The sequence below is a fragment of the Streptomyces sp. NPDC048479 genome, from assembly GCF_040651435.1.
Taxonomy (GTDB): Bacteria; Actinomycetota; Actinomycetes; order Streptomycetales; family Streptomycetaceae; genus Streptomyces.
In genome coordinates, this window is sequence record NZ_JBEZKA010000007.1 from 46,662 (window position 1) to 69,848 (window position 23,187).

Sequence of the window (23,187 nt, forward strand, 5' to 3'; positions counted from 1 at the left end):
TCCCGCACGGAGCGTGATGGCGAAAGAGGGAGTGGTCCCCGGGCGTGCCATCTCGGACGGGCCGCCCAGGCTCCGCCAAGGCGCTCCGGGCTGCTCAGCGGCGGGCCGTGAGCTGGGTGTGGAGCGTACGCGCGGATGCGTCCGTGAGGGACGCGAGCTGGTCGACGATCACCCGCTTGCGCGCCCGGTCGTCCGGCGCGGCGTCGAACAGGGCACGGAACTGCGGGTCGAGGCTCTCGGGAGCACGGGCCGTGAGCGCCTCGGCCAGCTCGGCCAGCACGATGCGCTGGTCGGCGCGGATGGCCTCCTGTTCGGCGCGCTGCATGACATAGCGGTCGGCGACGGCCTTGAGTACCGCGCATTCGTTGCGGGTGGCGCGCGGGACGACCAGCTCGGCGGCGTACCGCGTGAGCCGCCCCGATCCGTACGCCTGACGTGTCGCGGCCTCGGCGGCAAGACAGAAACGGCCGATGAGCTGGCTCGTCGCGTCCTTCAGCCGGGCCTGCGCGACGGCCGAGCCGTCGTACTGGTGCGGCCACCACTCCTGGCCGACGAGCCGGTCGAGGGCCTCGGCCAGTTCCTGCGGATCGGTGTCCTGAGGTACGTACCGTCCGATCGCCACCGCCCAGATGTCGCTCCGCTCCGGCTCGGCGAGGAGGAGATTGGGGTCGAGATGGCCGGCGTGCAGACCGTCCTCGAAATCGTGCACGGAGTACGCCACGTCGTCGGACCAGTCCATGACCTGGGCCTCGAAACATTTGCGGTACGCCGGCGCGCCCTGGCGGGCCCAGTCGAAGACCGGCAGATCGTCCTCGTACACGCCGAATTTGCCCGAGCCGGGATCGGTGGGGTGGCCGCCGCGCGGCCAGGGGTATTTGGTGGCGGCGTCCAGGGCTGCCCGGGTGAGGTTGAGGCCGACGCTGACAAGTTCGCCGCCCGCCGCGGCGGCGGATGTCACGGCCTCGCTGTGGACGAACCGCTTGGGCTCGATACGGGTCAGCAGCCGCAGCGACTGGGCGTTGCCCTCGAAGCCGCCGCAGTCCTTGGCGAAGTCGTTGAGCGCCTGCTCGCCGTTGTGCCCGAAGGGCGGATGGCCCATGTCGTGAGCCAGGCAGGCGGCCTCCACCAGATCGGGGTCGCAGCCGAGCGCCGCGCCCAGTTCCCGTCCGACCTGGGCGCATTCCAGGGAGTGGGTGAGCCGGGTGCGCGGGCTGGCGTCCCATGCCTGGTTGCGCGTGCCGGGGGTCACCACCTGGGTCTTGCCGGCGAGGCGGCGCAGCGCGGAGGAGTGCAGCACGCGCGCGCGGTCCCGCTGGAAGGCCGTGCGGCCCGGACGCTTGTCCGGCTCGGTGGCCCAGCGCGCGGTGGCAGCCTCGTCGTACACGTCGTGGCCGGCGGGGTCGTATGAGGTGGTGCTGGTGGTGCCTTCCATGCACCGAAGGTAACCGGAGCGGGTGACAGCCGGGTGGCTGCGGGCGGGCTACGCCGGAGTGAGTTCGCGCCGCTGAGGGGCGTACGCAGTGGTCACGGCATCGTCGTAACGCTGCAGCAGCAGCCGGGCCAGGGCCGGGTGCGCACCGAGCGGGGCGGCGGCGATCCAGGGCGCGACGGCGGCGCTGCGGGTGGCGAAGAGGCCGGGGGACGCGAAGTAGGAGGCGACGGCGATCCGGTGGCGGCCGCGGGCGGTGAGCGCGCGCACGGCCGCCGGGACGGTGGGCGAGACGGCGGAGGCGTACGCGGGGACGACGGGCACGCCGCCGAGGCGCTCGCTGAGCTGGTCGGCGGTGCGGCGGGCGTCGGCGACCGAGTCCGGGTCACGGGATCCGGCGGCGGCCAGGACGACTCCGGCGCTGCGGCTGGTGCCGTCCTCGGGGCGCCAGCCCGCGTCGGCGAGACGGGAGCAGAGCGCCTCGACGAGGAGAGGGTGCGGCCCGAGCGGGGCGGCTATGCGGATGTCCGCGCCGGGGACGGCCGCGGCGGCCTGCGGCAGATCGTGCTTGACGTGGTAGCCGCGGCTCAGCATCAGCGGTACGAGGACGGCTTTGGCTCCGCTCAGCCCGTTGCGCACCTCGCGCACCTCGCGCACGTCGCGCACCTCGCGGGTTTCGCCGCCGAGCGTGGCGAGCGTGGCGGAGAGCAGCGGCTCGTTCAGCTCGATGTGGCCGAGGCGGACGTCGAGCCCGGGACGCAGTTCGCGGACCCGGTCGAGGAGCGTGGTCACGGCGCGCAGAGCGCGCGGGTCGCGGCTGCCGTGGGCGACTGCGACGAGGGTGGGCGGCCGGTCGGTCGGAGGCATGGGCCTGCGGGTTCCGTTCAGTGTGACGTGGCTGAGCTGGGTGCCGAGCTGGGCCGTGATGCGCGTAAGAAGCTGCGCGGTGGTGTCGAGGGGCAGAGACTCACGAACGTGTGCCGACTCCGTCATGAACCGATCCTGACGGGCGCAGGTTGCCGGGTCGTTGCGTGAGGGTGACAGGTGTTTTCCACGGGCTCACGGGCTGCCCGGCGGCGTTGTCAGACCCGTCACCTACTGTGATCGACATCGGAACCGGAACGTCGGGGAGGCGGTCTTGCCATGGGCTGGATCGAGACGGAGAGCGGCGGATACGCCGCGCGCCGCGCCTACCGGCCGGCCAAACCCCTGCGCCTGTACGGCCTGTTCACCGAACCGGTCGTCACCGCGTCCGGCTATGCGGGCGCGACCACGTACGCCGTCGCACCGGACGGCACCCTCCGCACGGTCTCGGACGTGGCGCCCGGCGGCCCGGAGCGAGCGGTCCAGGCGGTCGGGCTCTCCGGTGCCGGGCGGCTGTGCGCTGCCGTTGCGGGCGTGGGGGGACGGCGGCGGGGTGATCCTGACCGGCCCGACCGTCTCACCGGACGGCCGGATCGGCGGCGGCGCCCGGCTCCGTTCCGTACGAGCGGCGGGGGCGCAATGGCACGAGTCGCCGCTCGACGCGCTGTGGCAGCGGCCGCCCGCGGCTCAACTCGCCGCCGCACTCGACTGGCTGGCGGAACCGGCCGACGACCGCACGGCGGGCGGCGATCTGCTCTTCCTCACCGGGACGGTCTCCCGCGGCGGGTTCCGCGTCGTCGGCGGCCCGGCGCTGCAGCTGCTCGCCCCGGACGAGCGCCCGGAACTGCCGTACGCAGAGAATCTGCGTCTGCTCGCCTCGCGCCCCGGACTCGCGCTGCGGCTGATCGCCCGAGCCGTTCCCGACCGGCCGGGCGGCGTCCATGCCCTCGCCGCTGCCTGGACGAGCCACGACGGCGAGAGCGTCCGCGCGGACCTGGGCCTGCGGCGGCTGAACCGTTCCCACATACCGGCACATACACCGGCGCCCATACCGACACAGACCGATCCACTGCACCTCGTTGCTGCCGCGCCGCCCGCGCTGCCGGTGGAGTTGGATCTGCTGCGCCGCGCGGTGGACCGTACGGTCGCGGGCGGCCGCGCCGTCACCGCCGCATCGGCCGACGGCGAACTCCCGCGCCGCCTGCGCGCGGTGGGCCTCGCCACGGGCGCGGACTGCGCCCTGTCCCTGGCCGAAACGGCAGCGGACCGCCGCCACGACGCGCTGGGCCGACTGCTGCCCGCCGACCCGGACGCCTTCGCGGCAGCCTGGCTCGCGGCCTCGGTCTACACCTCGGCGGCGGCCAGGTCGCTGCTGTCGGCCGCATGGTCGGCGACGGGCCCGGACCACGACACGAGGGCGATCTCCGGCACCGTGGACCGAACCGTTCGGCCCCGATCCGCGTCTGACCAGGCGTGAAGGCATCCCGCACATCGAAGGCATCGCAGGCGCCCAAGACGTCGAAAGCACCGAAAGCAGCCAAGGCGCCGAAGCCGTCCAAGGCATCAGGACTGAAGCTGCTGCGACTCCCGAAGCTGCCGCGCGCCCGGCGCACCCAGCGACGGATCGTGCAGACGGTCATGCTCGCGTGCGTGTTCGCGCTCGCGCCCGCGACCTGGATGCATGCCGTCGCCGACAGCCGGGTCCGCACCGTCGCCGAGGTGCCCGCGCAGGATGTCGCCGTCGTCTTCGGAGCCGGGCTGTGGAAGGGCCGGCCCACGCCCTACCTCGCGCACCGGCTCGACGCCGCCGCCGAGTTGTACCGGGCGGGCAAGGTCAAGGTCGTGCTGGTCACCGGCGACAACAGCAGGGTCGAGTACGACGAGCCGGATGCCATGCGGACATATCTCACCGCCCGCGGAGTACCGGGTGGGCGGATCGTCAGCGACTACGCCGGCTTCGACACCTGGGACTCGTGCGTCCGCGCCAAGAAGATCTTCGGCGTGGAGCGGGCGGTCCTGGTGACGCAGGGCTTCCACATCCGGCGGGCCGTCGCGCTCTGCCAGGCGGCCGGGGTCGAGTCGTACGGTGTTGGGGTCGCCGAGCCCCATGACGCGACCTGGTACTACGGCGGGACGCGGGAGATGTTCGCCGCCGGCAAGGCGGCGCTGGACGCCACGCTCACGCCCGATCCGCAATTCCTCGGCGCCAAGGAGCGCGGTGTGAAGGAAGCACTGGCCGCAGCGGCAGGGTGACACGCTGCGACACGAGCCTCACGGCGGCCGACCGACTCGCGTCGGCATCCGCGGCGCGCGACAGTGAGCCGTATGGAAAACCATGTGGCAACCCTCCTCACCCGGCACACCGAAGCGCTCGCGCTCTTCACCGAGCGCGTGCATGCCGTAGGGGCCGACCAGTGGGACGCTCCGACGCCCTGTGCCGACTGGTCCGTACGCGATCTCGTCAACCACCTCACTGTGGAACAGCTCTGGGTGCCCGCCCTGGTGACCGACGGATCGAGCGTCGAGGAGGTCGGCGACACGTACGAGGGGGATGTGCTCGGCAAGAAACCGAAGGCCTCCTGGGACGCCGCCGCACGCGCCGCACGCAAGGCCTTCGCGGCCCCGGGGGCGCTGGAGCAGACCGTACAGCTGTCGTACGGGGAGACACCGGCCGTCGCGTACTGCGCACAGATGATCACGGACGCCGTGGTGCACAGCTGGGACCTGTCCCGTGGGATCGGGGCGCAGGAGCAGCTGCCGGCCGCGCTGGTGGGCTTCGCGCTCGACGAAGTCACGCCGTACGCGTCGGGCCTGTCGAAGTCCGGCCTGTTCGCCCCGCCCATCGAGCCGCCGCCGGGCGACGGCCACCAGACCAGGCTGCTGGCCCTGCTGGGCCGGCGCGACTGAAAGAGGCCGAGGCGCCTCACGGGACGGCGGGGCGCGGTCGGAGCCGGTCGTACCCGGACCGTAATCCGGCGCGCCCACCCGCGTAACACCGGCGTCGCACGCTGGCGCTATGCCCGACATGCTCGACGACACCACCCCGACCCACTGTCCCTACTGCGCCCTGCAGTGCGGCATGAGCCTGCGCGGCAGAGCCGAGGCGGTCGAGGTGGTGGAGCGGCCGGACTTCCCCGTCAACCGTGGCGCGCTGTGCGGCAAGGGCCGCACCGCGCCCGCGCTGCTCTCCTCCCGGGTGCGCCTGACCGAGCCCCTGGTCCGACGCCCCGCCACAGGCAGGCTCGAGCCGGCCACCTGGGAGGAGGCCCTGGGCACGGTCGCTGCGGGACTGCGGCGTACGCGGGCGGTATACGGCCCCGACGCGGTCGGCGTCTTCGGTGGCGGCGGCCTCACCAACGAGAAGGCGTACACGCTCGGGAAGTTCGCCCGGGTCGTGCTCGGCACCTCGCAGATCGACTACAACGGCCGCTTCTGCATGTCGTCGGCGGCGGCCGCGCACCAGCGGGCGTTCGGTCTCGACCGCGGGCTTCCGTTCCCGCTGGAGGACATTCCGCGCAGCGGATGCGTGATCCTCGTCGGCTCGAATCTCGCCGAGACGATGCCGCCCGCGCTGCGCTATCTGACTGAGCTCCGGGCGAACGGCGGCAAGCTCATCGTCATCGATCCGCGCCGCACGCGGACCGCGGAGCAGGCCGATCTGCATCTGGCGCCGCGGCCCGGAACGGATCTGGCGCTCGCGCTCGGGCTGCTGCATGTGGTGGTGGCGGAGGGACGAACGGACGAGGAGTTCGTCAGGGACCGTACGAGCGGCTGGGGGGAGGCCAGGGCGGCCGCGATGGCGCACTGGCCCGAGCTCGTCGAGCGCATCACGGGTGTCGGCGTGCCCGAACTGCGCGCGACGGTACGGATGTTCTGCGACGCGGAGTCCGCGATGGTGCTCACGGCGCGCGGGCCCGAGCAGCACTCCAAAGGCACGGACACGGTGAGCGCCTGGATCAACCTCTGTCTGGCGACGGGCCGGGCGGGGCGGCCGCTGTCCGGCTACGGCTGTCTGACCGGTCAGGGCAACGGCCAGGGCGGCCGCGAACACGGCCAGAAGGCGGACCAGTTGCCGGGCTACCGCAAACTGGACGACCCGGCGGCGCGGGCGCATGTCGCCGGGGTGTGGGGTGTGGAGCCGGAGACGCTGCCGGGTCCCGGGCGCAGCGCGTACGAACTGCTGGACGCGCTGGGCGGGGACGTGAAGTCGCTGTTGCTGATGGGCTCGAACCCGGTGGTGTCCGCGCCGCGCGCCGGGCATGTGGAGGAGCGGCTGCGCTCGCTGGACTTCCTCGCGGTCGCGGACGTGGTGCTGTCGGAGACGGCGGCGCTGGCGGATGTGGTGCTGCCGGTCACCCAGTGGGCGGAGGAGACGGGCACGACGACGAACCTGGAGGGCCGGGTCCTGCTGCGCCGGAAGGCGGTGTCGGCGCCGCCGGGAGTACGGAGCGACCTGGAAGTCCTGGGCAGCCTGGCGGGCCTGCTGGGCCACGAGAAGGGCTTCCCGTCGGACCCGGAGGAGGTCTTCGAGGAACTTCGCCGGGCATCGGCGGGCGGCCCCGCGGACTACTCGGGCATCACCTACAAAAGGATCGCGGAGGAGGACGGGGTGTTCTGGCCGTGCCCGGAGGAGCCGGCTGCGGCCGGAGGCGCCCATGAACCCGTCGCTGCCGAGCACGCGCCCGGATCCCGACCCGTCCATCCCGGTACGCCACGGCTCTTCCTCGAGCGGTTCGCCACTCCGGACGGGCGTGCCCGGTTCATCGCCGTCGGGCATCGGGCAGCCGCGGAGGAAGCGGATGCCGAGTATCCCGTGCTGCTGACGACCGGGCGGGTCGTCGCCCAGTACCAGTCCGGGGCGCAGACCCGGCGGGTCGATGAGCTCAATGCCGCCGCGCCCGGGGCCTTTGTCGAGCTGCATCCGCAGCTCGCCGAGCGCGTGGGCGCCGTCGAGGGGGCTCCGCTCGCCGTCGTCTCGCGGCGCGGGCGGGCCGTCGGGCCCGCTCGGATCACGACCGGGATCCGGCCGGACACCGTCTTCATGCCGTTCCACTGGCCGGGCGAGGGCCGGGTCAACTCGGTGACGAATCCGGCGCTCGACCCGACCTCGCGCATGCCGGAGTTCAAGGTGTGCGCGGTACGGGTGGAACGCGCAGAGCAGGAGGAACAGCAGGGGTAGGCGACAGCAGCAGTGGGCGCGGGTCAGCTGCTGCTTCGGCCGCACCAGTCGCCGCCGCGGATGCGGGTGCCCTTCGCGCGGAGCTCCCGGGCCAGGCCCGGCGCCGCAAGGTACACCCAGGCCCGGACCGCAGTGCCGTCCGGCCGGACGACGTCGCGGGACACCCGCTCGTACAGATTGCGCGGGTGTCCCGGCGCGACGTACTCCTCCAGGCGGTCGAGTACGACGAGGAGCTCCCCGTGCTCCCCCGGCGCCGCCGTCACCACCTCGCCCGCGACCGTGCCCCCACCGGCGGCGAGCAGGGCGTACGGATAGCCCGGGCCCTCGTAGAGCACCGCGTCAGTCAGCAGCGCCGGCTCCTCCGCCGCCGTGCGGCCGTGCAGGAAGAGATCGTGGTTGCACTCGCCGGGGCGCAGCGTGCCGTAGACGAAGAACGGGAGCTCGGCCCCAGGCCCGGAACCGGACTCGATCTCGGGCTCGGGCTCGGGCTCGGGCTCGGCCTCGGGCTCGGCCTCGGGCTCGGGCTCGGGCTCGGGCTCGGGCTCGGGCTCGGTCACGGCGCTACGGTCTCCGCGTCCATCCATGCCAGATACCCCGCACCGCCGCGCACCACCGGCGTCGCGATGATCTCCGGAGTTTCGTAGTCGTGCGCGGCCGTCAGATGCGCCTCCAGCGCGGCGTAGCAGGCCTCGGTCGTCTTGAACAGGACCTGCCACTCCTCCGCCGTCTCGATCGCGTTCTTCCAGTGGTAGACGGAGGTGACGGGTGCGGAGATCTGCGCGCAGGCAGCCAGCCGCGACTCCACCGCACCCCGCGCGAGCGCCTCCGCCTTCTCCGCACTGTCGGTCGTGGTCAGCACGGTGAGTGCGGTCAGTGCCTGGGCCATTGACACGTTCCTTCGGGTCGTAGGGGCGGCGGGACCTTGAGTCCATCGCCGGTCGATCAGGCCACCGTACGCACGACGCACCCTTCCCGCCCCGTCGTCCCGCCCCTGCCCACGGCCGCGGCGATGGCGATGGCGTCAGCCGGCGTACGGACAGACCGACTTGGCGTTGCGCAGGGCGTGCCCCCACCAGGCGAGCTGGTCCAGCATCGTCTTCGCGGCGGCGTCGCAGGCGGTGGGGTCCTTGTGCTGCCCTTCGTCATCGAACTGGCTGCCGGCGTTGTGGAAGGAGACGGTGTCGCGGACGGTGACGGCGTGCATTTCGGCGAAGACCTGGCGCAGCTGCTCGACGGCGCGCAGACCGCCGGAGATTCCGCCGTACGAGATGAAGCCGACGGGCTTGGCCTGCCATTCGCCGAAATGCCAGTCGATGAGGCTCTTGATGGAGGCGGGGAAGGAGTGGTTGTACTCGGGCGTGAGGACGACGAAGGCGTCGGCGTCGGCCAACTTCGGGGCGGTCTTGGCAAGTTCGGCCCGCACTTCGGGTGCCGGGCGGTAGGAGAGGGCGGTGGGCAGGTCCACTTCGGCCAGGTCGATCAGTTCGACGGCGAAGTCGGCGCGCTCGGCGGTGCGGGAGAGGAACCAGTCGGCGATGACCGGGCCGAAGCGGCCCTCGCGGTTGCTGCCGAGGATGACGGCAAGTTTCAGAGGCGTGTTGAGGTCCATGAGGAAGAGGCTCGTACCTGAACCGAGGTTGAGGTCAAGCCGCTCCTGAACGCATGGCGCGTCGCCCGCATTACGGTGATCGCATGACGTACATAGAGATCAACGGTGCGCCCGCAACCGCGGAGGCGCTGCACCTCCCCGCGCTCAACAGCTACGGGCACTTCACCGCCATGCAGGTCCGGGACGCCCGGGTGCGCGGCCTCGCACTCCACCTCGGCCGGCTGGACGCGTCGACACGGGAGCTGTTCGGCCGGGGCCTGGACGGTGAGCGGGTACGCAAGGAGATCAGGCACGCGCTGGGTGCGGCCGACGCGCGCGATGCCTCCGTGCGGGTCCATGTCTACTGGCCGGACGGCGACGAGCGGGCGACGCTGATGGTGACCGTACGGCCGCCGCAGAAGATGGCGGAGCACCCGAAGAGCCTGATGTCCGTTCCGTACGTCCGCGATATGCCGCACATCAAGCATCTGGGCGGCTTCGGACAGAACCACTGCCTGACGCTGGCGGGCCGGGCGGGCGTCGACGAGGCGCTGCTGACCGCTCCCGACGGTCTTGTGACGGAGGGCGCGATCACCAACATCGCGTTCTGGGACGGGAGTTCGGTGGTCTGGCCGGACGCCCCTTCGCTGCTCGGCATGACGATGGCGCTGCTGGAGCCGCGTCTGCCGTCGGTGCGCCGCCGGGTGACGCTCACCGACCTCCCCTCGTACGAGGCGGCATTCATCACCAACTCGCAGGGCATCGCGCCGGTGCGCCGGATCGACGAGGTGGAGTACGTGGTGGATGCGGAGCTGATGAAGACGGTGACGACGGCGTACGACGCGGTGGAGTGGGACCTGATCTGAGCCCATGGTCGGGCCCTCCCGCCGCCGGACCGCGAGGTGACGGCCGGTGGTAGCCGGCGGCGCCGGTTGTGGCGGGTACGCCGTGGACAGCCGGGTGCCAGGCCAACCGCCGCCCGAAGCCGGCACCGGTCTCCCGGCAGATCGCCGACGCGGCGTCCGGCCGGATCGGCGCGTCCTGGGCGTACGGCCGGGACGACTCCGACCCGCCTGGCCGGCGCTCTTCTCGCGCGGGAGGCCGAAGCCCTCGTCGCCGAGCCCTCCGGCGCCCCGTGGCGCGCGGGCGCGCCAGGCTTCCTCGCGGCGCCCGGCGCTCTCCTCGCGCGGCTCCTCGCCCCCCTCCAGGCGGGCTGACATCTCGGGACCCGGAGCACCCTTCACCCGTTCAGCACGACGACTTCATGCCCTCGATCTGATTCCCTATCACAGGCGATGACCTGCGACGACGCATCACGTCCAGTGCGACACGCCGAGCGAGGCCATCGAATCTGATTGCCCATCAGCAGGCGTTTCGGGCGGGCTGCGCCTTACCTCGGAGAGAGCACACAACAGAGCACCACCGCGCTTCCCCGGAGGACCGCCATGCGCACCACTGCCCGTCTGCTGACCAGCGCCGCGCTGGCAGCCGCCACGATCGGGCTCGGCGCCCACACGGCGTTCGCCGGGGTTTTCGGGCCGCTCGAGATATTCCCGTCGCCCGTCGACCCGGGGGCGACCCGCAACGTGAACACCATCGCCTGCGAGCACAACGGCCAGGGCGTCGCAGACGCGCGGTCGATCGGCGCGGGCGACTTCCGCCTGTCTCCTGGTACGTACAACGATGTCGCGCCCGGTCGGCTCAAGAGCCCCCACGGCACCGAGCCGGGGACCTACGCCATCGGCGTGACCTGCCAGAACGACAGGAGGGCCGCGGCCGAGCCGGTGGTACATCGCCACGACAGGCCGAGCGGCCATGTGAGAACGGGCGTCGGCGGCAGCGTCGGCCCCGACACCACCCAGATCGCGGCGGGTGTGGCCGTACTGGCCGCGGCCGCCGCCGGCGGGATCCTGCTCCTGCGCCGCCGGGCGAGCGGCGCGCAGGACAGCTGACGGGACGGTCTGCACCGTCCCGCGTCCCGCCGTGTCCCCGTTCCCGTCAGGCCGGTTCGCCGCGCCTGCCGGGAACGGGGAGTTCTTCCGTAGGACCAGATGACCGCCGAGGAGCGATGAACGCCAAAGGAAGGGGCTGGGGCATAGCCGTCGCCGTCTACATCGGCCTGCGGCTGGTCCAGAACGGTTCCGCGGACGTGACCCCGCCGATGCCGTCGGCCGCCGAGGCTTTCGCGGCCGGCCCCGGACACCACACCGACGCGGCCGCCGACCCGCTGCCGCCGTCCGGACCCGTACGGCTGCGCATCCCCGAGATCAGTGTCGACGCCCCCGTCATGCCGCTGGACCTCGGCAAGGACGGCAGCCTGAACGTGCCGCCGGCCGCCGACCGCAACCTCGCCGGCTGGTACAAGGACGGCACTTCGCCGGGCGCCAAGGGCACGGCGATCGTCGCCGGGCATGTCGACAACGCGCACGGGCCCACCGTCTTCTACAACCTGGGTGCGCTGAAGAAGGGCGATCGCATCGAGGTGACCCGCAAGGACGGCCGTACCGCCGTGTTCACCATCGACGCGATCGAGGTGTACGAGGCCGACGCCTTCCCGGACGAGAAGGTCTACGGACCCAAGGACCGGGCCGAGTTGCGGGTGATCACCTGTGGCGGCGGCTTCACGAGCGAGACCGGCTACCAGGGCAATGTGGTGGCGTACGCGCATCTCATCGGGGTGCTGCAGAAATAGTGGATCTACCGGCACAGTGGATGGATCGCAGCCGTTTTCTCCAGGCACAGGCATGCCGGCCAGGTCAGGAGCTCCGGGAAGGAAGCGCTACATCTCGGATGCGCCGCTGCGGCGGCGGGTGACCGCGGCGACGAACGAGGCGTATCCGCAGGTCGCGGCGACGTGGTTGCAGGAGCGCAACGGCGGGCTGGAATCCAGGAGAACTGGCGACAGATGAATACGTGAGCTCCCCGGTATGGGACCCCAGCTACCGGCGGGCTACTTGTTCCCTGGTGTCTGGGCCGGGACTTCGGCGCGTCTCCGGGGTATCCGGGGCTTTGCGGTTTCTGCGGCGTCTGCGAAGGAGCAGCAGCACCGTGGTGACGAGTGCGATAAGGACGAGGCCCGCTGCCGCTCCGGTGAGGTACCAGAGCTTGTACGACGTGGGCTGCTTCGGCATGGACAGCATCACCGTGGCCGTGGCCGATCGCAGGGCCAGGCCGCTGCGCAGTTCGAGCCTGGCCTTCCAGGGGCCGTCGGGCAGCCGCGATTCGAGGGGAATGGTGATGGTGCCCGTCTGGTACCCGGCGAAGGTGGTGCCGGGAGGGATCCGGAAGGGGCCCGCACTGACGCCGCCGGGGCCGCCTGTCAGGGTGAGCTGCCCGGACGTCACGTCCATGGCGCGTCTGCCAAGGCTGTGTACGACGGCGGTGACGCTCGGACGGCCCTGCTCGTCCCGGGCTCCCATCATCTTCTGGATGACGAAGTCGGCCAGCGGGTCACCGCCCGGCCCGACGTCCAAGTAGACGCGCACACCGACGCGGTGGATGCTGCCGACGTTGTGCCGCGCATCCGGCAGGGCCTGGCTCTCGGCCCACACGACCGCGTAGCGCTCCCCGAACTGCGCGGTGCGCGGCACAGTGAGCGCCACGTCGACCATGGACTTCGTGCGAGCCGCCAGATTCACGCTGCCGGGCTTGACCCGGATCCACCGGGTCAGTTCGTTGGGTGTCCGCGCGGGGCCGAACAGGAACCTGCTGTCCTTGACGAGGGCCGAGGCGGCGTAGAGGTCGATACGAAGAGGGGACGCCGACTTGTTGGAGACCTCGATCCTGCGCTTGATGGCCATGCCCGGCTTGAGATGGTCCACGACATAGATGCGCGCACGGGGGTCGTTGCGCCGGGCCACGGGCGCGTCGACCAGCCGGACGCCGAACCGGCCCGGCCCGGAGTCGGGCGCGGGCACAGCGGGGACAGCCACGGCGAGGGCGTCGGAAGGGGCGCACAGGAAGGCCGCCACCGCGATGATCACGGCGACGGCCCGGGTGCGCACCCAGGCGCGTGGTGGGTTATGCCTCAGAATGGGTCACCACCCTATTTCCGTGATGTTCAGTGGGCCGTCTGAGCCGACCGGCCCGAGGAGTGTGATGGCCAGGAGGAACTATAAAGACGGAACTGCGCAGAAATCCGGCATGTCGCGCCTGTGTCTCGACGTTGAATTAGTGGAATTGTCGGGGGATTCAGGCGTCCGTGGGTCAGGCCACCGAATAGGTCACGGTCCCGTGATAGCTATCGGCCACCGCGGACTCGGGCACGTGAACGCCCAGGGCCGGATTCCACGAGACGAAGTTGTTTCCGGAGCCGTCAGGATGGCTGAAGGCGACGCGGGGATCGTCGAGGCTGCCGGGGAATCCTGGGAAGAAGGGGCCGTTGAAGGCGTGGATCGGCGGGCCGGAGGCGTACCAGACGCGTGAGCCGGAGATGGCATCGTTCCCGTGGCCGCCAGAGGTGAACTCGCGGCGCAGCGAGACGATGGCGGTCCACTGGGCGCAGGGGGCGGAACGCTCGTCCGCGACCTCCACTTCGCCGAGCCGGCCCCGGGCGGTGCCGCCGGGAACCGTGCGGGACAGGGTGGCCCTGGAGGGAACGGAGACGGTGAGCCCGCCGGTGGGTCTCACCTCGAAGAAGACGTCTGTGTCGCCCCCGTCCCTGTACCCGTTGCCCCTGTACTCCTCGCTGCCGCTGTAGTCGTCTCTGTCTCTGTCTCCGGTTCCCTCGGCGTGGACCGGAGCTGCTGCGACCGCCGCGCATCCCAGGGTGACGCAGAGCCCGGCCAGGACGACAGTGCGCCGGATCGGCGCCCGCATACCGTCGATAAGCGTCATGAAATGACGGTATGTCAGATGCTGTGGGTCTTCATCCCGTGATGCGCCGCTCGGGTGCCGTACAGGGCAAGGCCGCCGTCGCGGCCTTCGCGGCGGCGGCCTTGCGCGGACCGGCGTGTGTGGCTGGTTGTTTCCTAGGCCACGGAGTGGGTGAAGGTGCCGGTGTAGGTGCCTGCGACGGCGGCGGCGGGGACGGCGACGTCGAGGGTGGGATTCCAGGTGACGCTGTTGTCGCCGGAGCCGGTGGTTTTGCTGTAGGCGGTGCGGGGGCTGGCGAGGGTTCCGGGGGTTCCGGCAGTGAAGGGTCCGTTGGTCTGGGCGACGGGGGCGCCGGGTGTGTACGTCACGGCGCCGCCGGAGATGGGGGAGCCTCCGGTAGTGGTGAAGTCCTGGCTGAGGCTGACGGTGGAGGTCCAGTTGGCGTCGGCGAGGGAGCGCTGGTCGTCGACGGTGACGTTGCCGAGCTGTCCGGTGGCGGTGCCGCCGGGGGTGACGCCGCCGAGGGTGGCGGTGTCCGGGACGGTGATGGTCAGGCCATCGGTGGGGCTGACCTCGAACGTGACGACCGTGTCACCCTGGCTCGGGGAGGCGGCGGCTCCTCCGGGACTGAGTCCGACAGGCACCTGGGTGGGACTGGCGGTGTCCGTCGCAGTGTCGATCACCGACACGTTGTTGTCGGCGTGGTTGGGCACATAGACCTTCTGGTCGTTCCCCGTCACCACGGCGTCCTGGGGGTCGGCGCCGATGTTGGTGGTGATGGTGGTGGCGACGGTGTCTGTGCTGGTGTCGATCACGGACACGCTGTTGGAACCGGGGTTGGCGACGTAGACCTTCGAACCGTTGGACAGGATGTCCAGACCGTTCGGCCCGGTGCCCACTGTGATGGGAGAGCCAGTCACGGTGTTGGTGGCGGTGTCGATCACCGAGACGGTGCCCGAGGTGGAGTTCGTAACGTACGCCTTGGCCACGTTGGGCGCGAACACCACGTCGGAAGGGTTGGTGCCCACGGTGATGGTGGTGCTCACGGTGTCGGTGGCGGTGTCGATCACCGCCACGGTGTTGTTGCCGACGTTGACGACGTAGGCGGTGTCTCCGTCGGGGGAGATCGCCACAGCCAGTGGCTGTCCGGCGACACTGATCGTGCTGGACACGGTGTCGGTGGCGGTGTTGATCACCGAGACCTCGTTTGAACCGGTGTTGGTGACGTAGGCCTTCGTGCCATCAGGCGTGACGGCGATGCCGCGGGGGTTAACGCCGACTCCGATGGTGGCGGTGACGGTCCTGTCGGCAGTGTCGATCACTGACACGTTGTTGCCACTCCCATTGCTCACATACGCCTTGGTGCCGTTCGGGAGCATGGCGACCGCGGTGGGGCCGGCGCCCACAGTGATGGGAGTGCCGACGACGGTGTCAGTGGACGTATCGATCACCGAGACGTTGTTGTCGTCGTGGTTCGCCACGTAGAGGAAGTCCGAGGGCGCGGCGTTCGCCGGCGCGGCGGGGAAGAGGGAGAACGAGGCGAGCGCCGTAAGGGCGATGGTGGCGGCCCGCTTACGGGACCACCACGAGCTCTTTCCGGAATTACCAGTGCCGTGATTTCCAGAGGGGCGTCTGACCAGACTAGCCCGAAGACCAAACACGGGACCTCCGCGTCCATAGTGATGACCCCGGTTCATGACGGGGTGCAGAAATCATCTGTGATGACTCGGGGGAACTATAAAGGACGCAAAATGCGCAATTGTGCACATGTTTGACGTGTTGTGCTTTGCGCCTCAATACCGAATCGGTAATCAAAGAGAATTATCTGCTTACTTTTGTTCGACGCGTTCCCCGTGAATGGCCCCGGAGTCCCAGCTCAGACACCAGCCGCAAAGTAGGGCGGGGTAGCCCGGCGGGCCCCGTTTCCCTGGCCTGGGCACCGTCGTCGGTCTGATCAAGTGATCGAGGCCAAAGGGGCGGGCGGTGCCCCTTTGACGCGTATCTGGGTCACACCCCAACGAACGTCCGGCAGCGATACCGCGCTACGCAGCGTCCTTCCGACTGGAGCGTGGGCGACATCCACACCGCCCATCGTCCGAACACCTCCACTGATGGAGGGTCAGCACGGCCCGAGCATGGTGCTGAACCGCTGTGTGCCCCGCAGTACTTGGTCATGCTGGTGCTCTGGCAGCGGGGTCCGGTCACCTTCAAGGACCTGGGCGAGGTGCTCAGTCTGGACTCCGGAATCCCAACCCCTCGACGATCTCAACCTGTCGGTCGACGACGCCATAGACAACGTGACGCTTTCGAAGGACGCCGGACCTCACACGCGCCTCTACGCCGGAGCCGGAGCCGCTGCCCTGGCTGTCGTCGGACTCATGCTGGCGGTATTGCGACGCCGCGGGCAAACCGGCTAGGCATGTCGCTCCGTCAATACAGAAGCGAATGGACGAATTATTTGTGTCACGATGCGCCTTGCCCGCGCGCCTTCTTATATGCGTGGCTGCTCACGATCTTATCGGCGTTTTCCACGACCCCGGACAGAGGGCATAGGCGCACTCGACACACACTCGGTCGCGTAGGCCCGTCAGGCCGTCAGGCCGTCCACTGGTCGAAGGCGAGCTTCGCGACCAGCGAGAAGACGACCACGAGCAGCACTCCACGGACGAACTCGCTGCCCTTCCTGAGCGCCATCCGGGCGCCGAACATGCCGCCCGCCAGGTTGAACACCGCCATCAGCGCGGCCAGCTGCCACATCACCGTGCCCTGGTAGGCGAACATCGCGAGCGCCCCGCCGTTGGTGCAGACGTTGACGATCTTGGCGGTGGCCGAGGCGGTCACCAGGTCGAGATGGAGTACGGCGGTGAGCGCGAGGACCAGGAAGGTGCCGGTGCCGGGCCCGAACAGCCCGTCGTAGAAGCCGATCCCGCCGCCGACGAGGAGGATCGCGGTGACGGCGCGGGCGCGGGTGACGGGGCCCTTGCCGGCGTCCGCGGCGGTTCCGAAGTTGGGCCGCAGCATCACAAAGGCCGCGACGCCGAGCAGCACCACCATGATCACGGGCCGGAGTACGTCGCTGCTGATGCCGGCCGCGAAGAACGCGCCGCCCATTGAGCCCGCGAGCGCGGCGAGTCCGATCCGTAGCGCCGTCTTCACCTGCACCGGGGCCTTGCGCACATAGGTGACGGCGGCGCCCGAGGTGCCGACGATGGCCACGGCCTTGTTGGTGCCGAGGATCTGAGCGGCCTGGACGTGCGGCAGGCCGAGCAGCAGGGCGGGCAGGAGCAGCAGCCCGCCGCCGCCCACCACGGCGTCGATCCAGCCGGCCGCCGCGGCGGCGAGGCAGAGGAGGACGAGTGTGGTCAGCGATATGTCGGGCATGGTCACGACCCTAGGGACGAGATGAGTGCGCCGTCCATCAATCCCGGGAGACTTGAGCGACGTCTGAGGTTCCGGCGCCGGGTGAGTGGTCGGGGGCGCCCTCACATCCCGGCTCGCGCCGCGCTGAGCGCAGCGTTCCCCGAGGGAAACAGCAGAAGACCTGCCGGGTAACACCGACACCGCAGGCTGCAGGCATGGAATCGAAGATCGTGGTCATCGGCGGCGGAACGGCGGGCGTGCGGCTTGCGCGACAGCTCGGCGTGGACGGCGTCGACGTCACGGTCCTCGGCGAGGAGCCGCACGCACCGTACAACCGGCTGCTGCTCGCGGAGGTACTCGCCGGGCGCTACGGCCCCGAGGTGATAGCCCTGCCCGAGGCGCCGGTACGCCGCGGTGTGCGGGCGACCGCGATCGACCGGGACCTGCGGCTTGTGCACTGCGCGGACGGCACCTCGGTGGCGTACGAGCGGCTGGTGCTGGCCACCGGGTCCAACCCGGTGCTGCCGCCGCTGCGCGGACTGGCGGGAGAGCTTCCCGACGGTGTGCACCCCTTCCGCACCCTGGACGACTGCGCGGCGCTGTCCGCCGCCGTACGCCCCGGGATCCACGCGGTCGTCGTCGGCGGCGGACTGCTCGGTGTCTCGGCAGCCCGCGCGCTGGCCGCACGCGGTGCCCGGGTGGTGCTGGCCCAGCAGGGCGAGCATCTGATGGAGCGCCATCTGGACGTGTCCGCATCTCAGCTGCTGCGCGGCCACCTCGAGTCGCTGGGTGTGGAGGTCCACACGGAGTGCCGGGTGAGAGGCCTGCGCGGTACGGCGGTCGAGCTCGCCGACGGGTATGTTCTCGACTCCGAGCTCGTCGTGCTCGCGTGCGGGGTGCGCCCCCGGGTCGGTCTGGCGCACGCCGCCGGTCTTGAGGTACGTCGCGGCATCGTCGTCGACGACGAGCTGCGCACTTCCGACCCGTACATATACGCCATCGGCGACTGCGCCGAGCATGACGGCCAGGTGTACGGCCTGGCGGGTCCGGCCCTGGAACAGGCCGATGTCCTGGCCTCCGTACTGACCTCGGCGCCGGACCTCACCTCGGCGCCGGACCTCACCTCGGCGTCGCCCCGGTACACCGGCACCCGCGCCCTCACCCGCCTCACGCTCACCGGGCCGGGACCCGCCACGGCCGGCCCGCTCGATCTCGCCGCCTTCGGCGATCCGACTCCCCGGCCCGGGGACGACGTCGTCCAGCTCGCCGACGCCACCCGGGGCGCGTACCGCAAGGTCGTCGTCCGCGGAGACCGGCTCGTCGGCGGGGTGCTGCTCGGGGATCTCGCCGCGGTCGGCGCGCTCGCCCGGGCCTGGGAGGGCGACGAGGCCCTCCCGGAGAGCGTGCCCCTGCTCCACCTGCTCACCAATGATGGAGGCCTCTGACATGCCTGCGATGTCCACCCCCACGACTCCCACGATCGTGGTCGTCGGCCATGGCATGGTCGGCCAGCGATTCCTCGAAGCTCTCGCCGAGCGCGGCCTGACCGGGCGGGCGCGGATCGTCGTGCTGTGCGAGGAGCCCCGCGCCGCCTACGACCGGGTCCGGCTCAGCTCGTACTTCTCCGGCCAGACGCCCGAGCAACTCTCCCTCGTCGAGGGCGACTTCATGGAGCGCCACGGCATCGAGCTGCATCTCGACGACCCGGCCGAGAGCATCGACAGGGAGGCGCGCACGGTCACCTCGCGCGCCGGGCGGACCTTCGCGTACGACACTCTCGTCCTGGCCACCGGCTCGTACCCCTTCGTACCGCCGGTGCCGGGCAAGGACGCCGAGGGCTGCTTCGTCTACCGCACCATCGAGGACCTCCTCGCGATCGAGGAGTACGCCAAGAACTGCACGACCGGCACCGTGGTCGGCGGCGGGCTGCTGGGCCTCGAGGCGGCCGGGGCGCTCAAGGGGCTGGGGCTCGCCACGCACATCGTCGAGTTCAATCCGCGGCTGATGGCCATACAGGTGGACGAGGGCGGCGGCGCCGCGCTGCGCCGCACCGTCGAGAACATGGGCCTGATCGTGCACACGGGCGTCGGCGGGAAGGAGATCACGGCGGGCGAGGACGGCGCGGTGACCGCGATGGCGCTGTCGGACGGCTCGTCCATCGACACCGACCTGGTCATCTTCTCGGCCGGCGTGCGGCCCAGGGACCAGCTCGCGCGCGAGAGCGGGCTCACCGTCGGCGAACGCGGCGGCATCACGGTCGACGAGCAGTGCCGTACGAGCGACCCTGCGGTGTACGCGATCGGCGAGTGTGCGCTGGCCGCCGACGGCCGGGTGTACGGGCTGGTCGCGCCCGGATACGAGATGGCGGAGGTGGCCGCTGACGCCATCGCCGGAGAGGCCGGAAAGGCGGGCGGCTTCACGGGCGCCGACACCTCCACCAAGCTCAAGCTGCTGGGCGTGGACGTGGCGTCCTTCGGCGACGCGCAGGGCACGGCCGAGGGCTGCCTGGACGTCGTCTACTCCGACTCCCGCTCCGGCGTCTACAAGAAGCTGGTCATCGGCCGCGAGGGCGAGCTGCTCGGCGGTGTACTGGTCGGTGACGCCGACTCCTACGGCATGCTGCGCCCGCTCACCGGCTCCGTCCCGCCGATCCCGCCCGAACAGCTCGTGCTGCCGGCCGGGATCGGCGCACCGGCCGCGCTCGGCCCGTCCGCGCTGCCCGACGACGCGGTCATCTGCTCCTGCCACAACGTCACCAAGGGCACGATCCGCGGAGCGGTCACCGAGCACTCCTGCACGACCGTGCCCGAGGTGAAGAAGTGCACCAAGGCCGGTACGGGCTGCGGCAGTTGCGTCAAGGTGCTGGGCCAGCTGGTCAATGCCGAGCTGGAGTCCTCGGGCGTCGAGGTCGACAAGGGCCTGTGCGCCTGCTTCGCCCAGACCCGCCAGGAGCTGTACGAAACCGTGCGCGCGCTGCGCATCACCTCGTACCAGAAGCTCCTCGACGCGCACGGACGCGAGGCGGCCCGCGGCGGCAACGGCTGTGAGATCTGCAAGCCGACGGTCGCCTCGATCATCGCCTCGCTGGCGCCGACGATCGGCGCCGACGGCTATGTGCTGGAGGGCGAGCAGGCCGCGCTGCAGGACACCAACGACCACTTCCTCGCCAATATGCAGAAGAACGGTTCGTACTCGATCGTGCCGCGTATCCCGGGCGGCGAGATCACTCCCGAGAAGCTGATCGTGATCGGCGAGGTGGCCCGCGACTACGGGCTCTACACGAAGATCACGGGCGGCCAGCGGATCGACCTGTTCGGCGCGCGCGTCGATCAACTGCCGCTGATCTGGGCGCGGCTGGTGGAGGCGGGCTTCGAGTCCGGGCATGCGTACGGCAAGGCCCTGCGCACCGTGAAGTCCTGTGTGGGCCAGACCTGGTGCCGTTACGGCGTGCAGGACTCGGTCCGGATGGCCATCGATCTGGAGCTGCGCTACCGGGGCCTGCGCTCCCCGCACAAGCTGAAGTCGGCGGTCTCCGGCTGTCAGCGCGAGTGCGCGGAGGCGCAGAGCAAGGACTTCGGCGTCATCGCCACGGCCAACGGCTGGAACCTGTATGTCGGCGGCAATGGCGGCGCGACCCCGCGCCACGCCGATCTGCTCGCGCAGGATCTCTCCGACGCGGAACTGGTGCGGCTCATCGACCGGTTCCTGATGTTCTACATCCGTACCGCCGACCGGCTGGAGCGCACCTCGACCTGGCTGGAGCGGATCGAGGGCGGCCTCGATCACGTACGGGATGTGGTCGTCCATGACTCGCTGGGAATCTGCGCGGAGCTCGAATCGCTGATGGCGGACCATGTCGCGGGCTACCGCGACGAATGGTCCGAGACCATCAACGACCCGGAGCGGCTGCGCCGCTTCGTCTCCTTCGTGAACGCGCCCGAAGTCCCGGACCCGACGGTGAAGTTCGTGCCCGAGCGCGACCAGGTCAAGCCCGATCTGCCGCTGCTGACCATCCGCCCGCTGGAAGTCCTGGAAGGTACCGCCACCCGATGACGATCGCACCCGAGCAGACCGCCCCCGTAAAGACGGAAACACAGGTCCAGCTCCGCCTGGGCCAGGAGTGGTTCGCGCTCTGCGCGCTGTCCCTGCTCACCCCGGGCCGCGGGGTCGCGGCCCTGCTGCCGGACGGCCGCCAGGCCGCGGTCTTCCTGGACCGCGACGGCACTCCGTACGCCATCGACAACCAGGACCCCTTCGCCGGGGCCCAGGTCCTCTCCCGGGGCCTCGTCGGCTCATCCTCCGGCGGCCCCTTCGTCGCGTCGCCGCTGCTCAAGCAGCGCTTCGACCTGGCGACCGGGCGCTGTCTGGACGACGATTCGGTCTCCGTGACGGCCTACGAGGTACGGCTGAACTGACCTCGGACTCCGCTCACACGTCGTCGGTCACTGCCCTGACTCCTCGCGACGCGTGAGCGGCCGGCCGGCCGGCCTGGGCCGTGGGGGGCGGCCCGGCCGGTGCGGCCCGACAGTCGTGAACGTCGGCGCCGTGGGGACAATGGGCAGGTGGACACGGTGCAGACCGCGGCAGGCGGCAGCGACGGCTGGGCACGCCACTGTCGACCCGGGCCGCCCGCTGGAGGACATGCACGGGCACTTCTTCCAGCACGTCTACCACCCGCCCAGCCATGACGCGTACTCCTTCGGGATCACCGAGGCGGGCGCCCAGCGCTTCAGCTGCCGGGTGCGGTCAGCCCCGGCGCGTCCGCCGCTCCGATGTCGCCGCAGCCCGGCGAGAGTGACGCCGACCGGGCCTGGGGCCGGGAACACGATGAGCCGGGCCGTGGCTCCTCGGCCTGACGGTTCGTAGGCTGGGCAGCCAACGATTCCTAGCGAGGGGCTCAGCCATGGCGGGCTGGAACGCGAGCGACATCCCCGATCAGTCCGGACGCACCGCCGTGGTCACCGGCGCCAACAGCGGCATCGGACTCGTCACGGCCCAGGAGCTGGCCCGCCGCGGCGCGCGCGTGGTTCTCGCGTGCCGCAGCGCGGTCCGGGGCGAGCAGGCGGAGGTCCGCATCAAACACGAAGTGCCGGACGCGGAGGTGGAGTTCAGGTCGCTGGACCTGGCGGACCTGTCCTCCGTACGGGAGTTCGCGGCCGCGTACCCGTACGGGAACCTCGATCTGCTCATCAACAACGCCGGCGTGATGGCCCTGCCGTACGGGAAGACCACCGACGGCTTCGAGACGCAGTTCGGCGTCAACCACCTCGGGCACTTCGCGCTGACCGGGCTGCTGCTGCCGAAGCTGCTGGACACGCCGGGCGCGCGCGTGGTGAGCCTGTCCAGCGGGCTGCACGCCATGGCCAACCTCGACATTGCGGATCTCAACAGCGAGCGGCACTACCGCCGTTGGGTGGCCTACGCCCGTTCCAAGACGGCGAACCTGCTCTTTGTGCACGAGCTGGCGAGGCGGCTGCGCGCCGCCGGGTCCGACGTCGTCGCGGCGGCCGCCCACCCCGGCTACGCCGCCACCAACCTCCAGGCGGCGAGCGCGAGGATGGAGGGCCGCAAGGTCAGGGAACGGATCATGGAGTTCGGCAACCGGATCGCCGCGCAGCCCGCCGAGTCCGGGGCGCTGCCGACGCTGTACGCGGCCACCGCGCCGGGCGTACGGCCCGACTCCTTCACCGGACCGAGGATCCAGGGCTGGCGGGGCGCGCCCGCACCTTCCCGACGGGCCAAATGGACCCGGAACGATGTGGCGGGCGAACGGCTGTGGGCGGCGTCCGAGCAGCTCACCGGGGTGACGTACGAGGGACTCAAGGCCTGAGCGCTCGCGCGCCGGACGGCGGGTGTGCACCATGGAATCCGGGGCCCGCGCCGCCCTTGGGCTGTTTGGCCGAACTTCACATGGACCATTAGATGCCCGAGGCATCTAATGGTGTTCGGCAA

The 23,187-nt window shown here is 70.8% G+C and carries 20 protein-coding genes; 11 read left to right on the forward strand and 9 right to left on the reverse strand.

Going from position 1 to position 23,187, the window contains the following annotated elements:
• Positions 1–94 precede the first annotated feature (94 nt).
• Together AB0D12_RS13320 and AB0D12_RS13325 are read right to left on the reverse strand one after the other, a co-directional pair.
• Complete coding sequence (locus AB0D12_RS13320; RefSeq protein WP_362680697.1) at positions 95–1,432, reverse strand: deoxyguanosinetriphosphate triphosphohydrolase; 1,338 nt, start codon at positions 1,430–1,432, stop codon at positions 95–97.
• A 48-nt stretch (positions 1,433–1,480) separates the two neighbouring features.
• Positions 1,481–2,422 (reverse strand): sirohydrochlorin chelatase, encoded by a 942-nt coding sequence (locus AB0D12_RS13325; protein WP_362680700.1) that lies wholly within the window; start codon positions 2,420–2,422, stop codon positions 1,481–1,483.
• 424 nt (positions 2,423–2,846) lie between these two features.
• Here AB0D12_RS13325 and AB0D12_RS13330 point away from each other — a divergent pair, with 424 nt between their 5' ends.
• The 4 genes from AB0D12_RS13330 (at position 2,847) to AB0D12_RS13345 (ending at position 7,472) form a co-directional block, all read left to right on the forward strand.
• Positions 2,847–3,770, forward strand: a complete 924-nt coding sequence (locus tag AB0D12_RS13330) for a hypothetical protein (protein ID WP_362680703.1) — start codon at positions 2,847–2,849, stop codon at positions 3,768–3,770.
• 161 nt (positions 3,771–3,931) lie between these two features.
• Positions 3,932–4,546 carry an ElyC/SanA/YdcF family protein gene (locus tag AB0D12_RS13335; RefSeq protein WP_362681268.1) on the forward strand — a complete coding sequence of 205 codons (615 nt, stop codon included), beginning with the start codon at positions 3,932–3,934 and terminating at the stop codon, positions 4,544–4,546.
• Between the two features lie 72 nt (positions 4,547–4,618).
• Positions 4,619–5,200 carry a TIGR03086 family metal-binding protein gene (locus AB0D12_RS13340; protein ID WP_362680706.1) on the forward strand — a complete coding sequence of 194 codons (582 nt, stop codon included), beginning with the start codon at positions 4,619–4,621 and terminating at the stop codon, positions 5,198–5,200.
• A gap of 118 nt (positions 5,201–5,318) precedes the next feature.
• Positions 5,319–7,472, forward strand: coding sequence for a molybdopterin oxidoreductase family protein (locus AB0D12_RS13345; protein ID WP_362681270.1), 2,154 nt, complete (start codon positions 5,319–5,321; stop codon positions 7,470–7,472).
• A 23-nt stretch (positions 7,473–7,495) separates the two neighbouring features.
• Here the strand turns inward: AB0D12_RS13345 and AB0D12_RS13350 are convergent, their stop codons facing one another.
• The 3 genes from AB0D12_RS13350 to AB0D12_RS13360 form a co-directional block, all read right to left on the reverse strand.
• The gene (locus AB0D12_RS13350) at positions 7,496–7,942 is read right to left on the reverse strand and encodes a gamma-glutamylcyclotransferase family protein (protein ID WP_362681273.1); all 447 of its coding nucleotides are present in this window, start codon (positions 7,940–7,942) and stop codon (positions 7,496–7,498) included.
• Between the two features lie 83 nt (positions 7,943–8,025).
• Complete coding sequence (gene cutA / locus AB0D12_RS13355) at positions 8,026–8,358, reverse strand: divalent-cation tolerance protein CutA (protein ID WP_362680709.1); 333 nt, start codon at positions 8,356–8,358, stop codon at positions 8,026–8,028.
• A gap of 135 nt (positions 8,359–8,493) precedes the next feature.
• Positions 8,494–9,081: an NAD(P)H-dependent oxidoreductase gene (locus AB0D12_RS13360; protein WP_362680712.1), complete on the reverse strand. Its 588-nt coding sequence runs from the start codon at positions 9,079–9,081 to the stop codon at positions 8,494–8,496.
• Positions 9,082–9,164: 83 nt separating this feature from the next.
• Between AB0D12_RS13360 and AB0D12_RS13365 the strand changes: the two genes are divergently transcribed.
• From AB0D12_RS13365 to AB0D12_RS13375, 3 genes are all read left to right on the forward strand, one after another.
• Positions 9,165–9,926: an aminotransferase class IV family protein gene (locus AB0D12_RS13365; RefSeq protein ID WP_362680715.1), complete on the forward strand. Its 762-nt coding sequence runs from the start codon at positions 9,165–9,167 to the stop codon at positions 9,924–9,926.
• Positions 9,927–10,505: 579 nt separating this feature from the next.
• Positions 10,506–11,012, forward strand: a complete 507-nt coding sequence (locus AB0D12_RS13370) for a hypothetical protein (RefSeq protein ID WP_362680718.1) — start codon at positions 10,506–10,508, stop codon at positions 11,010–11,012.
• 116 nt (positions 11,013–11,128) lie between these two features.
• The gene (locus AB0D12_RS13375; RefSeq protein WP_362680721.1) at positions 11,129–11,752 is read left to right on the forward strand and encodes a class F sortase; all 624 of its coding nucleotides are present in this window, start codon (positions 11,129–11,131) and stop codon (positions 11,750–11,752) included.
• Positions 11,753–11,999: 247 nt separating this feature from the next.
• Here the strand turns inward: AB0D12_RS13375 and AB0D12_RS13380 are convergent, their stop codons facing one another.
• The 4 genes from AB0D12_RS13380 to AB0D12_RS13395 form a co-directional block, all read right to left on the reverse strand.
• Positions 12,000–13,064, reverse strand: coding sequence for a peptidase (locus AB0D12_RS13380; protein WP_362680723.1), 1,065 nt, complete (start codon positions 13,062–13,064; stop codon positions 12,000–12,002).
• Positions 13,065–13,266: 202 nt separating this feature from the next.
• Positions 13,267–13,896: a hypothetical protein gene (locus tag AB0D12_RS13385; protein ID WP_362680726.1), complete on the reverse strand. Its 630-nt coding sequence runs from the start codon at positions 13,894–13,896 to the stop codon at positions 13,267–13,269.
• 134 nt (positions 13,897–14,030) lie between these two features.
• Positions 14,031–15,536: a YncE family protein gene (locus AB0D12_RS13390; RefSeq protein WP_362680729.1), complete on the reverse strand. Its 1,506-nt coding sequence runs from the start codon at positions 15,534–15,536 to the stop codon at positions 14,031–14,033.
• A gap of 934 nt (positions 15,537–16,470) precedes the next feature.
• Positions 16,471–17,256 carry a TSUP family transporter gene (locus tag AB0D12_RS13395; RefSeq protein WP_362680731.1) on the reverse strand — a complete coding sequence of 262 codons (786 nt, stop codon included), beginning with the start codon at positions 17,254–17,256 and terminating at the stop codon, positions 16,471–16,473.
• Between the two features lie 194 nt (positions 17,257–17,450).
• Between AB0D12_RS13395 and AB0D12_RS13400 the strand changes: the two genes are divergently transcribed.
• From AB0D12_RS13400 to AB0D12_RS13415, 4 genes are all read left to right on the forward strand, one after another.
• Positions 17,451–18,680, forward strand: a complete 1,230-nt coding sequence (locus AB0D12_RS13400; RefSeq protein ID WP_362680734.1) for an FAD-dependent oxidoreductase — start codon at positions 17,451–17,453, stop codon at positions 18,678–18,680.
• Between the two features lies 1 nt (position 18,681).
• Entirely contained in the window at positions 18,682–21,288 is a 2,607-nt protein-coding gene (gene nirB, locus AB0D12_RS13405) for a nitrite reductase large subunit NirB (RefSeq protein ID WP_362680737.1), read from the forward strand.
• Positions 21,285–21,650: a nitrite reductase small subunit NirD gene (gene nirD, locus AB0D12_RS13410; RefSeq protein ID WP_362680740.1), complete on the forward strand. Its 366-nt coding sequence runs from the start codon at positions 21,285–21,287 to the stop codon at positions 21,648–21,650. Before nirB ends, nirD begins: the two co-directional genes overlap by 4 nt.
• A 488-nt stretch (positions 21,651–22,138) precedes the next feature.
• Positions 22,139–23,065 (forward strand): oxidoreductase, encoded by a 927-nt coding sequence (locus AB0D12_RS13415; protein WP_362680743.1) that lies wholly within the window; start codon positions 22,139–22,141, stop codon positions 23,063–23,065.
• Positions 23,066–23,187 lie beyond the last annotated feature (122 nt).